The organism is Sphingomonas sp. Leaf339 (assembly GCF_001426195.1).
GTDB lineage: Bacteria > Pseudomonadota > Alphaproteobacteria > Sphingomonadales > Sphingomonadaceae > Sphingomonas.
The window spans coordinates 120,019-132,708 of the sequence record NZ_LMRS01000056.1 but is presented as its reverse complement, the minus strand read 5'-3'; the positions used below and the strand labels follow the sequence as shown (position 1 = coordinate 132,708).

Genomic DNA, 12,690 nt, shown 5'->3' with positions numbered 1-12,690 from the left:
TGCGGGCAAATCGAGGAAAATCATGCCTACCGCTCACTGCGTGTCGACTAATTCAGGTATCATCAAAAGCGTCGATGCCGGATTCTGCGCGCTGTTGCAGCGACGTGAGAGTGATTTGGTCGGCGTGTCTTATCAGTCGATTACGGTGGCAGCCGATATACCGAAAAGCGCCGAAATGTTGCAAAGCCTGTCGGATCGAACAGGGCCAAGGCGGCTGCGAAAGCGATATCATCGTCCCGATGGTACCTTCATCGAGGCCGATCTTCTGGTTTCGCCTATTGAAGGCACCGACGATCTGGTCACCACGCTAGCATGGGAGGATCAACAGACGCCGGTTGCGACCCCACTCGGGATGTGGAAAGCAGCCTTGCGCGTCCGTCATTTGTACCTGCTTCGCATGCAGGAATTAGGCACCGACCTGTTTTGTGATTTTGTCGGCGCGATACTGATCCAGGCATATCTAGCGGAAGCCGAGGGTCGCATCGTGACGGTGGACGACATCGCCGACTCCATCGGGCTGAAGCACGATACGACGACGCGCTGGGTGCAGGCATTGCGCCAGCGCGATCTCTTGCAGGCCGCTGCTTCAACTGGGACTGCCATTCAGCTGTCCCACCTTGGCATAATCAAGGTCGAGCGACTGATGTCAGCTATTGCGAACCCGATTGATCACCAGGCGATTTAAGGTCGAGCAGCTGGATCACATGATCCAGGTTCGCCGCCGCAATCGCTTGTTCGCTGTCATCAAGAATGTCGAGCGCAGCACGCAGGTGCATCAGCGCGATTGAAATGTCACGGTTCACTGCAGCTTGACCCATCTGTGCCAGTTCCATGCGATGAAGCTCCCGAACCGCTACTACCGGGTTTTGGTTCAGAGTCGTTGATTTATGCTAACAGGAGTGTCAGCACAACCGTTTGCACCTTACCGTTGAGGTCATTTTTGCGGCGATGGCTACCTTGATACCGCCGATGTAGAGGAATGTGCGGGCTCTCTCGATTCGGCCGCGAGCTGTATCGATAATCGAGGATGGCCAGATCAACTGTATGCGAGCTTTGGGCTAACGATCGTTGGCAGACGATCGCCATCGACCTTGCAGTTCAAATGCCGCGCCGTCGGCGGATGCGGTGCATTGAATGCGGCGGTGGCGTGAGGGTAAACGGGCAGATCGATGCAGAAGGCGCCCATTTTGAACACCACGAACGCCATAAAGGATGCCCTTTGAGGGATTGCTTTGACCGTCACGTACGCGGCCATCATCGACCCCTGCGGTAACGCGGACGCAGGTATAGCACAGGTCGGTTTATCGCATTTTCCCACTGCAAAGTGCTTTGGCTAGGAAGCCGCAGAGATGCGGTACCTGCTAAAATTGGGAAGTGGCTGGGACGGTGCGGAGGGTTGCTCGTTATACCCGCTTAAGCCACTGAAATATAACGTCTATCGATTTTACTTGAGTAGCCTTCGTAATGCGGGGGTCACAGGTTCGAGTCCTGTAAGCGGCACCATCATTTCTCTCGGGCACTTGTCGTGCAAGCGACGTGTTAATGCTGTTGCAAAGCCGTGTTATCACAAGCTTTCGACAAGCTATAAAAGCCTCGCTGGGCAGGACGTAACGCCGTTCAGCGCCGGAGGCCAAAAAGAAAAGAGATCAGAACAAAATCTGCACCCGCCCTATGATCCTGTCGCCTGAGTTGGGCTGATCGGCGAATCTGTTGGCGATGTCAGAGCGGGAAACATCGGTTCCGATGTAATCGACGCCGATCGTCAAACGGGCGTGACGATGCTGGAGGCCAAGCCGCCAGTTACTGTAATCGCCGCCCGGACGAAGCCGCGCCGCCCGAACGGCGTCGCGGACTTTACCGGACGAGTGGCCGATTTCCGCAAGCATTGTGAAGGGCGTACCGGGGATGCCGGCATTGGCGTTCGCATAGAAATGAACGTTGCTGCCGCCGATCGAACGCTGCGACGGCGCGCCGATCGCACCGATGGTGACGTAGAGCGGCCCATAGGCATAGCTCGCCGATACATCCGCCTCGACATAGTCCATCGGCCGCAGCGCTCCTGCAAAAACATGCCCTGCGGCATTGGTTCGTAACTGCACGGCACCGAGGTTCCAGCCGGTTCCCACCAAGATGTCGACGACTGCATCGGCGCCGTCATGTCGCACGCTCTTCCGAAGCGTCACCGTTCGCGCCGACGCATCAAACTGTCCCAGCGAGACGCGAAGACCGCCTGCCATTGCAGCGCGCCCCTCACTCCAACTCAAGCCGCGCCGCTCCTCCTCGCTCATTACTTCCAATGTTACCGGCCGGGCATCCTGTGCAAATGCGGGCGTGATCAGACCGCAACTTGCGGCACCGAACACGCCCGCCCATTGGCATCGCCGGATCATCCAGCCCGCTGCGGGCCGTGGATCCGGTCAAGCTCGACATGCAGCACCCGCTCGTCTTCTCGGGCCAGCGTCGTCAAATGCTGTTGCATGTCGGCAGCCTTTGCGGCGACCTCTTTCGCGATGCTACGATGATTGCCTATGCACCAGCCGGGTCGCGTGCCCGACACGACGGGTTCGCTATCCATGCTGCGCACCAATCTGGTGCCCGAAGCAGCGATCGCATGGCGCTCGATCGACATGCTTGCCGCCCACTCGCAACGTAACGACGACGCTCGCCCACCGGGCACCGCTGCCCCTATCTGTTTGTGGGTGATGACGACATCGCCACGATATTTGACGGCGACCGGACCGGTATGGTGATCCACTTCTTTTTGGTGATCCACGGTCATGCCAAGGGCAGCACCGGTGGCCGCAAGCATGAGACCGGCGGTTAGAACATAAGCCATATTCGCTCTCCATTTTACCCTTCCGATCCATTCTGATCGGTAAAGGTGATCGTTGCGGACGATGTTTTTGTGATGAGGGCGCAGCGCGTCTGTTCACTGCATCGCACCGGTCAGATGCGCGCGTGCAACCGATCCTTCACGTGGAGGCGCAACCGTTTCAGCCGGAAAAGTAGCAAGGTGTCGGGCCTGCGTCGTGTCATCTCGATGCGGATCTGTTCGTCCAGCCGCGCGTGCCGCCGGATCAATTTTTGAGAAATTACATGCAAAGCCGCTCTCCAACCAAAGATTGAAAGATCGGATCAATCGCGATGAAAGCAGGCAAACAGGCCAGGCCTAAACATCGAGCTAACCCGATGCGGTCCGACATCACGTTCGTCCTGAAGACGACCGCCAGAGGGGCCCGGCCCGCCTATTCAAGCTAATGTTTCGCCGCACCAGGTCAACACAGCTGCAGAAAATTTGTGCGCGTTGACATTCTACCGCGCGTCCACGATGTTACTTCCATGTACGCTCCTGCGACATACAAGCGTTTTCGCGACCACGCCGGCCAACTCGCCGCACGCGGTTAGCCCGAGCTCGCGGCCATTGCCGTTTGAGTTCGGGCTTTATTCGATCTGACCTTTGGGATGCGTTCTGCATGCCCATGATCTCGAGTAACTGGAAACTATTGCGTGGAAAACGAAACTTCAAAATTCGAAGAATTGCGTCCAAACGACATCGATCGACAGGATAACAAGACTGGGTCGATGCCGTTACTGCAAATGAGGCCACAACATTTTTTCTCGAATAGATTCGATGTGGAAATCATTGAGGAGCCCATCGGTGCCAGCATTCAAGAGGAGAATGGTGAATCGCAAGGTTGGCTTGGTCGAATCATGGAGCTCAACCTTTTCCTTTTAATCGTTTTCGTCGGCATTCCCGTGCTGGCATATTGCATATTGTCTTCTTCAAGGTAGGCGAAGGCTGAAGGTTAAAAGATCGTCGCACCCATTTCGAGCATCACGCACACCATTAGTGAAGCTCGATAAGGGGTGGGTCGTACGGTCATCGGTGCACTCAAGATTAGCCGCTGCGATCACTCCAAGGTGGGTATAGCAAGGCTCGGATCATCGCGTTTTTCTTTAGCCAAGCGCTTTGGTTAGGAAACGTGGCGTCGCAGCACCTTCGCGAATTATCACGCACTGCCGTCGTCGGCTGTTCACCGGACGACGACGCGCGTGTAGAGGTGCCAGGTCGAATAGCCGAGCCATGGCAACACCACCGCCAGCCCGATTGCGGCCGGGATCAGGCCGAGCAGCAGCAGGCCGGCAACGCGCAAGCCCCAGCCGAATGCCTCGCGCGGGTTCTTGCTGACGGCGGCGATCGAGGTGCGGACGGCAACGCCGGCATCGACCGGCTTGTCGACGACCATCGGGAACGACACCCAGGTGAAGACCAGCGTCGCGATCGCGAAAGCCGCCCCGACGAGGTTGCCGACGACGATCATCATCCAGCCGGCTTCCGTCGTGAAGACGCGAGCCAAGAACGCGGCAATGTCGAGCGGCGCATCGACGCCGAACGTCGCGCCGTAGATCGCGTAGGCCACGATCAGCCAGCCGACGAACAGCACGGCGAGTCCGGCGGTCAGCATCGCCAACGGCGTGCGGCTGCGCCCGTTCAGGGGATCGAGAAAGTGCCACCAGCTCGAGTCGCGACCCTCTTCGCGGCGGCGGGCGAGTTCATAGAAGCCGGAGGCGACTGCCGGACCGGCGATCGACAGTCCCGCCACCAGCGGAAAGAACAGCGGCAACAAGGGATCGTTGAAGGTCATCACCACCGCGATCAGACAGATCATCGGATAGAGCAGTCCGATGAATAACAGGTCGCCACGTTTTTCCTGAAAATCTTTCCACCCTTCCGCCAAAGCCCAATTCAGGTCGCTGGTGTCGATCCGCCGGATATCGGGGATGGTCGGGAGCGCTACGGTGTCCTGAAAGGTCGGCATGGCGGAATCTCCATATCCTGTCGGCGCGGGCTACCCCCCGCGTCATGGGGTCAGTCGAATGGACGGTTGAGGCGAACGATGGCGCTGTTGAGCCACGCGGCGAAGCTGACCCAGAGCAGATAGGGAACGATGAGCAGGCTGGCGAAGGGTGAGATCGGCCAGAGCCCGACGACCAGCGCGACGAGCGATGCCCACAGGAACACCACCTCGATCAACGCCCAGTCTGGTCGGCGCGCACGAAAAAAGAGGGGGCTCCAGAGGGCGTGCAGCACCGCATTGGTCGCGAACAGGATCACCACATTGGTCCGCGCCGCTTGGTCGGGCGCGGCGTTCCAGGCGATCACCGCCGACCACGCGGCCAGCCCGAGGATGATGGTCCAGGCCGGGCCGAACAGCCAGTTGGGTGGCTGGAGCGTGGGTTTGCGCAGATCACCATACCAGCGCCCGATCGGGGTCATCAAACCGCCGAACCCCCCAAGGAACAGGGCAACGGCGGCGGCGACGATGACTGGCGTAGAAGGCAAGACGGTGTCCATCTTGTGAAGTGTCCAACGCATGGTACACCTTGTCCATGCGGATGTCCTTCCCCTTTTGTGCGATCGTCGGTCAGGACGAGATGAAGCGGGCGTTGCTGATCGCGGCGGTGGACGCGTCGGTGGGTGGCGTGATGGTGTTCGGCGATCGCGGCACCGGCAAGTCGACCGCGGTGCGCGCGTTGGCGGCGTTGTTGCCGCCGGTCCCGGCGGCGGACGCGGGGTATCAGGACGGCACGGTGCGCAAGGGTAATGTCGCGGTACCGTTCGTCGATCTGCCGCTAGGCGCGACCGAGGACCGGGTGGTCGGTGCGCTCGATCTGGAACGGGCGCTGGGGGCCGGGGTGAAAGCGTTCGAGCCGGGGCTGCTGGCGCGCGCGCATGGTGGCTTCCTGTATATCGACGAGGTCAACCTGCTGGAGGATCATATCGTCGACCTGCTGCTCGACGTCGCGGCGTCGGGCGAGAACGTCGTCGAGCGCGAGGGGCTCAGCGTACGGCATCCGGCGCGGTTCGTGCTGGTGGGCAGCGGCAATCCGGAGGAAGGGGAGTTGCGACCGCAATTGCTCGACCGGTTCGGACTGTCGGTCGAAGTGCGCACACCGCAGGATCTGAAACAGCGGGTCGAGATACTGAAACGCTGCGACGCATTCGAACGTGCGCCCGATGTCTTCGCCGAAACGTGGCGGCGCGCGCAGCGCAAGACGTTGAAGCAGATCGCGCGGGGGCGGGCGGCATTGGCGGCGGTGACGGTGCCGGATGCAGCGCTAACCTTCGCGGCACGGCTGTGCATGGCGGTGGGGGCGGACGGACTGCGCGGCGAGCTGACGCTGATGCGATCGGCGCGGGCGCTGGCAGCGTTGGATGGCGCGACGGTGGTGACGGCCGATCATATCGCGACGGTGGCGCCGATGGCGCTGCGCCACCGACTGCGCCGCAACGTGCTGGACGAAACCGGTTCGACCGCCCGAATCGAACGGGCGCTGGACGATCTGGCATTGGAGGACGCGGCGGCGTGAGTGGGGCGGGCGAGGCGTCGTCCGATCGACTGGTGCCCGACGCGCTTCAGGATGCCTTGATGGCCGCGCGATTGTGCGCGATCGATCCGGGGCTGGGAGGCATGGTCCTGCGCGGCGGCGGTGCGTTACGCGATGCGGTGATCGCGGCGTTGCGTGATGGAATGCCCGGTGAGCCGCTGCGGCGAGTGCCGTCGCATATCGATGACGAACGATTGCTGGGCGGGATCGACCTGACCGCGACGCTGGCGCTAGGCAGAGCGGTGGCACAGAGCGGTCTGCTAGCTGAGGCGGATGGCGGGATCGTGGTGTTGCCAATGGCCGAACGACTGTCAGATGCGATGGCGGGGCGGCTGGCGGGGGCGATCGATACGGGGCCCTCTCGGTTCGTGGTGGTGGCGCTCGACGATGGCATCGAGCCTGACGAACGGCCGCCGGCGGCGTTGATCGAACGGTTGGCGTTTCAAGTGGATTTGGCGGACGCTGGTAGGCCGCGGGATGATAACGGACCGTCGCCGGACATTTCGGCTGCCGATCCTTCGCCTACAACGGAGGCGGACGCTGCCGAAGCGCTGGTCGCCACCGCGGCCGCGTTGGGTATCGATTCGGCGCGGGCTTCGCTGTTTGCGCTGAAGGTGGCGCGGGCTTTGGCCCAATGGGCGGGCCGCGACGGGATGGTGGCGGAGGACGTGGCGCTGGCCGCGCGGCTGGTGCTGGGTCCGCGGGCCATGCGGATGCCAGCCCCGGCTGACGAGTCCCCGCCGGATGCGCCACCGCCGCCGGACTCCGATGCTGGCGAACAGGAGCGGGGCGAACCGGGTGCGCTCGACGACATCGTCCTGGCGGCGGCGCTGGCCGCGTTGCCGAAGGATATTCTCGCACGCATCGCCGCCGGGCGCGGGCGCAAAACGACACGGGCCAGCGGGGCCGGCGAGCGGCGGGCGTCCGGCGCACGGGGGCGGCCGATGGGTGCGCGGGCCGGCATGCCCGGCGGCGGGCGTCGGTTGAGCCTGATCGATACACTGCGCGCGGCGGCACCTTGGCAGCGATTGCGCGACGGTACGGGTGTAAAAATCCGCCGCGATGACTTGCGCATTCGGCGGTTCGAGACGCGGGCACAGGCGCTGACGATCTTTGCGGTCGATGCGTCCGGCTCGTCCGCGCTGGCTCGGCTGGCGGAGGCCAAGGGCGCGGTGGAGCTGTTGCTCGCCGAAGCATATGTGAAGCGGGCCGAGGTGGCGCTGGTCGCGTTTCGTGGTGTGTCAGCGGAGTTGTTGCTGCCGCCGACGCGGTCGCTGGTCCGGGCGCGGCGTTCGCTCGCCGAACTGCCGGGCGGTGGCGGGACACCGCTCGCGGCGGGGATGAACGCGGCGCGCGAATTGGCGGAGCATGCGCGGGCGCGTGGGCGGACGCCGTTCATCGTCCTGCTGACCGATGGCCGCGCCAACATCGCCGCCGATGGCACCGCGGTGCGTGCCTTGGCGGAGGCCGATGCGGAAGCGGCGGCGCGCGCGATCGGGGCGGCGGGCATCGCGGCGGCGTTCGTCGATATCTCGGCGCGACCACGATCGGAGGGCGCGGCGCTCGCCGCGGCGATGCGAGCGCGTTATCTGCCGCTGCCGCGTGCCGACGCGGCAACGATGCATGCGGCGGTCCGCGCGGCGCAAGCCGGATGAGCGCCGCGCCGCGCTGGGACGTGGAGGGGCGCGACTGGCCGAACCGGGCGCACAGCCGCTTCGTCGATGCCGGACACCTGCGCTGGCATGTTCAGACATGGGGCGATGGCCCGGTATTGCTGTTGCTTCATGGTACGGGGGCGGCGACGCATAGCTGGCGGGCGCTGGCGCCGTTGCTGGCGGCGGATTTTACGATCATCGCGCCCGATCTGCCGGGACATGGCTTTACGACAGGGCGACCGATCGGCGGCCTGTCGATGCCGGCGATCGCGCGGTCGCTCGCCGATCTGCTGCGCGTGATGGCACAAGTGCCGGACGTGGTCGTCGGCCATTCCGCCGGCGCGGCGATCATGATTCGCATGGCGATCGATGGACTGGCGAAGCCTGCGGCGCTGGTCGGCCTGGATGCCGCGTTGCTGCCGTTTCCCGGCCTCGCCGCGCAGCTCTTCCCGGCGCTCGCGCGTGCGCTGTTCGTCAATCCGCTCGCCCCGCATCTTTTTGCGCAGATGGCGCGGCGATCGGGGGAAACCGGTCGTTTCCTGGCACGCAGTACCGGGTCGCGCATCGATGCAGAAGGGGTGCGGTACTACCAACGATTGTTCGCGACGTCGGGGCATTGCGCGGGAGCGATCACGATGATGGCCGACTGGAATCTGGAGGCGCTGCGCCGTGACCTGTCACGATTGTCGACGCCGTTGCTGCTGGTGCACGGCGAGGGCGACACCGCGATCCCGATCGCCACTGCGCAAACCGCGGCGGCGATGGTCGGGGACGGACGAGTGATGCCGCTCGCCGGATTGGGTCATCTGGCGCATGAAGAGCGGCCGGGCGAGGTCGCGGCAATCATCCGGCGGTTCGTGGAGGATCGCAGATGAGCAACTGGTATTTCGGACTGCTCGACATGGCGATCGTCGGCGTGCCGGCGATCGTGTTCGGCATCTGGCAACTGGTGTCGGTCAATCGCGCGATCGCCAAGGACCAGGAGCCCCCGCCCTTACCAGAACGCGCGCGGCATCCGGTAGGGGAGCATCGACTGGATGATCGGTGAGCGAAAGCGCCCAAGCGACAGGCTTTCATGCACTGCCGCGACGTCTTCGCCGAACAGCCGGGTCGCGAGCGCAGTGCGGGCGTAGAAGGGTGCATCGATCCATGTCTTGATGACACGGGGGGCGTGGCCGGCGTCGGCGCGGGTGGCGCGCTTCACCAGCCAGCCGGTGCGGGGCAAGCTGGCGGCGGCGGGCTGTACGACATCGTGCCAGCGCCCTTGTCGATCGAATTTCAGCGCGAGATCGAATGGCGTACCGTCATGCCGGCGACCCTCGTACAGCACGGCGACATCGTTTTTCAGATGCGCGCGCGACCAGTGCCAGTCGTCGAACCCGTCCTCCAGCGGCTCGTCACCAAAATTCGAATCGAAATATCCGTCGCCGGACCAGCGCACGCTGGGATGCGTCATCTCGACCGAGACGCGGGCGCGCGGCGCGACCGGATGCCAGCGATGCTTACCGGCGGGATCGAGCGCGAAGGCGGTGGTGCCGATCATCTCCGGTGACACGCGCACCGTGCCGCGCACCCGGTACGGCAGCGGCGCGGAAATCTCGTCGATCTCGATCACCAGCGTGTCGCCGTCCCACGACAGGCCGCTGGGGCCGACGGTGAAATGATCAGCGCCGCGATCGACGCGGGAGGCGGGACGCTCGGTCATCGCCCAGGCGTTGGCGCGCGGGCCACTGAGCGAGACGTTGATCGCACAGTGATTGTCGGGTCGGCGACGGCCGCTGAGCTTGTAATAGGGGGAAAAGACGCTGCCGATGAAGGCGATGATGGTCAGCCCGTAGGCACCGTCTGCGCTGGTCGCGTCGATATACCACCAGGCATAACCGTTCGGACGGACCGCGACGTCGAAGCGCGGTCCCTGAGCAGGCAGGCGGCGGCTAGTCGGCCGGAAAGCGCCGCCATCGGGACGCCCGCGCCGGGGTGGGTGCTCCCGCCCGCGCAATAGAGCCCAGGGATCCGTGTCCGGCTGCCCTGCCGGCGGAAGGAGGCCGCCCACCCGTGCGAGGCCGGTCCATAAAGGGCTCCACCCGTCGACGGAAACATCGCCGCGAAATCGACCGGTGTCGTCAACACCGATGACGGCGCCAGATCGAGCGAAAGTCCCGCCCGCGAAACGCCGTCCAGCATTCGCCGTCTGCATGTGTCGATCTCCGCTGGGGTAAAGCCGGCGCCGTCGCCGGTGGGTGGTGCGTTGACGATGATCTGCACCCGCTCGTCGCCGGATGGCGTGTTGCCGGTGTCGTCGCGATCCTGCGCGCAGACGTACACGCTGGGTGCGTCCGCGAGTTGTCCGGCGGCAAGCGCGGCGAACTCGGCGGCGTAATCGGGAGAAAAGAAGACATTGTGGCGTGCGAGCGAAAAGCCTGATGCCTTCGCCTGCGCGGTCCAGACCATGGCGCTGAGTGAGCGGCGTTGCGGTTTGACAGAAGCGGCGGCCCGCCGGGACGCGTGCCCGAAGACGCCGGCGCCGATCGCGGCAGGATCGGCGTTGCAGACCACGGCACTCGCGCCGATCCGTTCGCCGGTTGCCAGAGTGACGCCAGCGGCGCGACCATGTTCAACGAGGATATCGCGGACCGGCGTGCCGTAGCGAAAGCGTACGCCGTGGCGTCGGCCTAGCGCCTCGAGTGCCTGTGCCAGCCGGTGCATGCCGCCATCGATCAGCCACACGCCGCTCGCCTCGACATGCGCGATCAGCATCAGCGTGGCGGGACAACGGAAAGGAGACGAGCCGCAATAGGTGGCGTAGCGGCCGAATAATTGTCGCAATCGGGCGTCGCCGAAATAGCCGCCGAGCGCGCTCCACAGCGATGTGTAGGGCCTGAGTGTGCAATAATCGCCGAAGCCTCGCGCGCCCATCCGCCAGCCAAGCGTGATCGGATCGGTCTTCGTGTTGTGCAGGAACGGACCATCGAGGGCGTCGAACAGACGTTTCGCCTCGGCCCGGAAGGCGCGATAGCCCCGCGCGTCGGCCGCGCCGGCGAAGTCGCCGATCGCGGCCTCGTTGCAGTCAGGATCAGCAAAAAGATCGAGCTGGGCATCGCCCCAAGCATGGCGAGCGAGCTTGATGGCTGGCCGCATCGTCAACTGGTCGGCGAGCGATGCGTCGCAATCGGCGAAAATATCCTCGAATACGTCACGCAGAGTAAAGACGGTTGGACCGCCGTCGATCGGCCGGCCATCGACCATCACGGCGCGTAGCTTGCCACCCGGCCCCGCCGCCGCCTCTACCAGCGTCACTTCGCAACCGCGCGCGGCAAGCAAGGCGGCGCTGACCAATCCGCCGACTCCCCCACCGATCACGACCACGCGTTCGTCCGGCATGCGTTCGCATCCTCCGTTGACCTGACGCTAGCATGTGTCCAGACAACTGGACATATGGTTTCGTCTACAGACAGAAATTTCGGATGGCGCGGCCGATGGATCACCTGGCGGAACCGCTGCCTGTCGTCGCCTGGATTTCAACGGTTCGCGACGCGCTTTCCCCTGACCCGGCCGATCGCCCGGCGACGGGCGCGAACGTTGTTCGATATGGTGGCTGGCTTCACCTATTCACAAATCCTGTCCGCGTGCATCGAGACCGGGTTGCTGGGAGTGCTAGCGGAAGGAGCGCTGGACACGGCGACTATTGCCGCGCGGATCGACCTGCCGCTGCCGGGCGCGGACCGCCTGTTGCGGGGGGCGGCGGCACTGGGGCTGGTCGAGCGGCTGGGCGACCAATGGGTGCTGGGCAGCGAGGGCGCGGCGTTGCGCGGCAATCGCGGAATTGCCGAGATGGTGGCGCATCATCGCCTGCTCTATGCCGATCTTGCCGATCCGGTCGCGTTGCTACGGCGGGGTGGCGGCGGCGGAGCTTTGTCCGGTCTGTGGCACTATGCGGAGGATTCGGGGCGGGGTGATGCCGGCTCGGTCGCGGCGTATTCGGCCCTGATGGCGGCGTCGCAGCCGATGGTGGCGACGCAGGCCATCGACGCCTACCCCTTCCATCGGCACCAGCGGTTGCTGGATGTCGGTGGTGGCGAGGGGGCATTCCTGCAGGCGGTGGGAGCGCGTGTACCGGCGCTGAAACTCGCCCTGTTCGATCTGCCCGCCGTTGGCGATCGCGCGCGCGATCGATTCGACTCGGCGGGTCTGTCTGCTCGGACGCGGATATATGGTGGTGATTTCCTGCGCGATCCCCTGCCGACCGGATACGACATCATTTCGTTGATCCGCGTACTGCACGATCACGACGATGCCTCCGCGATGACGCTGTTGCGCCAGATCAATCGGGCGTTAGCGCCGGGCGGTACGCTGTTTATCGCTGAGCCGATGGCGGACACGCGCGGCGCGGAGCCGGCCGGCGATGCCTATTTCGGATTCTATCTGCTGGCGATGGGCTCCGGCCGTCCGCGCCGTGCCGATGAGATCAGCGCCATGCTGTCTGAAGCGGGCTTTTCCCACATTCAACATCGACCAACTACGATGCCGATCACGGCCCGTGTCATCACCGCGAAAACGACACTGTCCAAATAATTTGACAATATAAAACGTCCAGATAAGATTACGGATAACACAGCGTCATATGGCTTGTGGTTGGGGAGATGGG

16 protein-coding genes are annotated in these 12,690 nt (G+C 63.9%); 7 read left to right on the top strand and 9 right to left on the bottom strand.

The genetic code is table 11. From position 1 onward, the window contains the following. Window positions 1-22: 22 nt before the first annotated feature. The gene (locus ASG67_RS16105) at window positions 23-685 is read left to right on the top strand and encodes a PAS domain-containing protein (RefSeq protein WP_156460868.1); all 663 of its coding nucleotides are present in this window, start codon (window positions 23-25) and stop codon (window positions 683-685) included. On the opposite strand, the gene ASG67_RS19035 is transcribed toward ASG67_RS16105, so the two are convergent. The 5 genes from ASG67_RS19035 to ASG67_RS19625 all read right to left on the bottom strand — a co-directional run bounded on the left by ASG67_RS19035 (window position 651) and on the right by ASG67_RS19625 (window position 3,081). Then, window positions 651-833 carry a hypothetical protein gene (locus tag ASG67_RS19035; RefSeq protein ID WP_156460867.1) on the bottom strand — a complete coding sequence of 61 codons (183 nt, stop codon included), beginning with the start codon at window positions 831-833 and terminating at the stop codon, window positions 651-653. The two genes, ASG67_RS16105 and ASG67_RS19035, sit on opposite strands and share 35 nt — an antisense overlap. Before the next feature lie 203 nt (window positions 834-1,036). Continuing rightward, window positions 1,037-1,255: a hypothetical protein gene (locus ASG67_RS19030; protein ID WP_156460866.1), complete on the bottom strand. Its 219-nt coding sequence runs from the start codon at window positions 1,253-1,255 to the stop codon at window positions 1,037-1,039. A gap of 391 nt (window positions 1,256-1,646) precedes the next feature. Continuing rightward, window positions 1,647-2,288, bottom strand: a complete 642-nt coding sequence (locus ASG67_RS16100) for a TorF family putative porin (RefSeq protein WP_235535259.1) — start codon at window positions 2,286-2,288, stop codon at window positions 1,647-1,649. A gap of 98 nt (window positions 2,289-2,386) precedes the next feature. Continuing rightward, a complete protein-coding gene (locus tag ASG67_RS19025; RefSeq protein WP_156460865.1) occupies window positions 2,387-2,836 on the bottom strand; it encodes a hypothetical protein in 450 nt (149 codons plus the stop codon). Window positions 2,837-2,946: 110 nt separating this feature from the next. Continuing rightward, window positions 2,947-3,081 (bottom strand): DUF465 domain-containing protein, encoded by a 135-nt coding sequence (locus tag ASG67_RS19625; RefSeq protein ID WP_268796300.1) that lies wholly within the window; start codon window positions 3,079-3,081, stop codon window positions 2,947-2,949. A 426-nt stretch (window positions 3,082-3,507) separates the two neighbouring features. Here ASG67_RS19625 and ASG67_RS16090 point away from each other — a divergent pair, with 426 nt between their 5' ends. Beyond that, window positions 3,508-3,792 carry a hypothetical protein gene (locus ASG67_RS16090; protein ID WP_156460864.1) on the top strand — a complete coding sequence of 95 codons (285 nt, stop codon included), beginning with the start codon at window positions 3,508-3,510 and terminating at the stop codon, window positions 3,790-3,792. A 242-nt stretch (window positions 3,793-4,034) separates the two neighbouring features. Here ASG67_RS16090 and ASG67_RS16085 read toward each other — a convergent pair whose 3' ends face one another. Next, window positions 4,035-4,820 (bottom strand): DUF2189 domain-containing protein, encoded by a 786-nt coding sequence (locus ASG67_RS16085; protein WP_056532204.1) that lies wholly within the window; start codon window positions 4,818-4,820, stop codon window positions 4,035-4,037. Window positions 4,821-4,870: 50 nt separating this feature from the next. Then, window positions 4,871-5,377, bottom strand: coding sequence for a TspO/MBR family protein (locus ASG67_RS16080; RefSeq protein WP_235535258.1), 507 nt, complete (start codon window positions 5,375-5,377; stop codon window positions 4,871-4,873). Between the two features lie 14 nt (window positions 5,378-5,391). Here ASG67_RS16080 and ASG67_RS16075 point away from each other — a divergent pair, with 14 nt between their 5' ends. Genes ASG67_RS16075 through ASG67_RS19275 form a run of 4 tightly spaced genes read left to right on the top strand, consistent with a single transcriptional unit; the run spans window position 5,392 to window position 9,093 of the window. Then, on the top strand, window positions 5,392-6,372 hold the full coding sequence (locus ASG67_RS16075; RefSeq protein WP_056532200.1) for an ATP-binding protein: 981 nt from the start codon (window positions 5,392-5,394) through the stop codon (window positions 6,370-6,372). After that, entirely contained in the window at window positions 6,369-8,045 is a 1,677-nt protein-coding gene (locus ASG67_RS16070) for a magnesium chelatase subunit D (protein WP_268796298.1), read from the top strand. Before ASG67_RS16075 ends, ASG67_RS16070 begins: the two co-directional genes overlap by 4 nt. Then, window positions 8,042-8,920, top strand: coding sequence for an alpha/beta fold hydrolase BchO (bchO, locus tag ASG67_RS16065; protein ID WP_056532198.1), 879 nt, complete (start codon window positions 8,042-8,044; stop codon window positions 8,918-8,920). The genes ASG67_RS16070 and bchO overlap by 4 nt, the downstream gene beginning before the upstream one ends. After that, window positions 8,917-9,093 carry a hypothetical protein gene (locus ASG67_RS19275; RefSeq protein WP_200940817.1) on the top strand — a complete coding sequence of 59 codons (177 nt, stop codon included), beginning with the start codon at window positions 8,917-8,919 and terminating at the stop codon, window positions 9,091-9,093. The genes bchO and ASG67_RS19275 overlap by 4 nt, the downstream gene beginning before the upstream one ends. Here ASG67_RS19275 and ASG67_RS16060 read toward each other — a convergent pair. Both ASG67_RS16060 and crtD read right to left on the bottom strand, forming a co-directional pair. Further along, window positions 9,040-9,750: a hydratase gene (locus ASG67_RS16060; RefSeq protein ID WP_056532196.1), complete on the bottom strand. Its 711-nt coding sequence runs from the start codon at window positions 9,748-9,750 to the stop codon at window positions 9,040-9,042. The genes ASG67_RS19275 and ASG67_RS16060 overlap by 54 nt on opposite strands. A 122-nt stretch (window positions 9,751-9,872) precedes the next feature. Next, window positions 9,873-11,426, bottom strand: coding sequence for a 1-hydroxycarotenoid 3,4-desaturase CrtD (gene crtD, locus ASG67_RS16055; protein WP_056532194.1), 1,554 nt, complete (start codon window positions 11,424-11,426; stop codon window positions 9,873-9,875). A gap of 207 nt (window positions 11,427-11,633) precedes the next feature. Here crtD and ASG67_RS16050 point away from each other — a divergent pair, with 207 nt between their 5' ends. Continuing rightward, on the top strand, window positions 11,634-12,617 hold the full coding sequence (locus ASG67_RS16050) for an acetylserotonin O-methyltransferase (RefSeq protein WP_235535265.1): 984 nt from the start codon (window positions 11,634-11,636) through the stop codon (window positions 12,615-12,617). Window positions 12,618-12,690: the final 73 nt, after the last annotated feature.

What these genes read in the sequence shown, in the direction of transcription:
- ASG67_RS16105 (WP_156460868.1), top strand. Translation starts at nt 23, where the DNA reads ATGCCTACCGCTCACTGCGTGTCGACTAATTCAGGTATCATCAAAAGC.
- ASG67_RS19035 (WP_156460867.1), bottom strand. Translation starts at nt 833, where the DNA reads ATGGAACTGGCACAGATGGGTCAAGCTGCAGTGAACCGTGACATTTCA.
- ASG67_RS19030 (WP_156460866.1), bottom strand. Translation starts at nt 1,255, where the DNA reads ATGGCCGCGTACGTGACGGTCAAAGCAATCCCTCAAAGGGCATCCTTT.
- ASG67_RS16100 (WP_235535259.1), bottom strand. Translation starts at nt 2,288, where the DNA reads ATGAGCGAGGAGGAGCGGCGCGGCTTGAGTTGGAGTGAGGGGCGCGCT.
- ASG67_RS19025 (WP_156460865.1), bottom strand. Translation starts at nt 2,836, where the DNA reads ATGGCTTATGTTCTAACCGCCGGTCTCATGCTTGCGGCCACCGGTGCT.
- ASG67_RS16085 (WP_056532204.1), bottom strand. Translation starts at nt 4,820, where the DNA reads ATGCCGACCTTTCAGGACACCGTAGCGCTCCCGACCATCCCCGATATC.
- ASG67_RS16080 (WP_235535258.1), bottom strand. Translation starts at nt 5,377, where the DNA reads ATGCGTTGGACACTTCACAAGATGGACACCGTCTTGCCTTCTACGCCA.
- ASG67_RS16075 (WP_056532200.1), top strand. Translation starts at nt 5,392, where the DNA reads ATGCGGATGTCCTTCCCCTTTTGTGCGATCGTCGGTCAGGACGAGATG.
- bchO (WP_056532198.1), top strand. Translation starts at nt 8,042, where the DNA reads ATGAGCGCCGCGCCGCGCTGGGACGTGGAGGGGCGCGACTGGCCGAAC.
- ASG67_RS19275 (WP_200940817.1), top strand. Translation starts at nt 8,917, where the DNA reads ATGAGCAACTGGTATTTCGGACTGCTCGACATGGCGATCGTCGGCGTG.
- ASG67_RS16060 (WP_056532196.1), bottom strand. Translation starts at nt 9,750, where the DNA reads ATGACCGAGCGTCCCGCCTCCCGCGTCGATCGCGGCGCTGATCATTTC.
- crtD (WP_056532194.1), bottom strand. Translation starts at nt 11,426, where the DNA reads ATGCCGGACGAACGCGTGGTCGTGATCGGTGGGGGAGTCGGCGGATTG.
- ASG67_RS16050 (WP_235535265.1), top strand. Translation starts at nt 11,634, where the DNA reads ATGGTGGCTGGCTTCACCTATTCACAAATCCTGTCCGCGTGCATCGAG.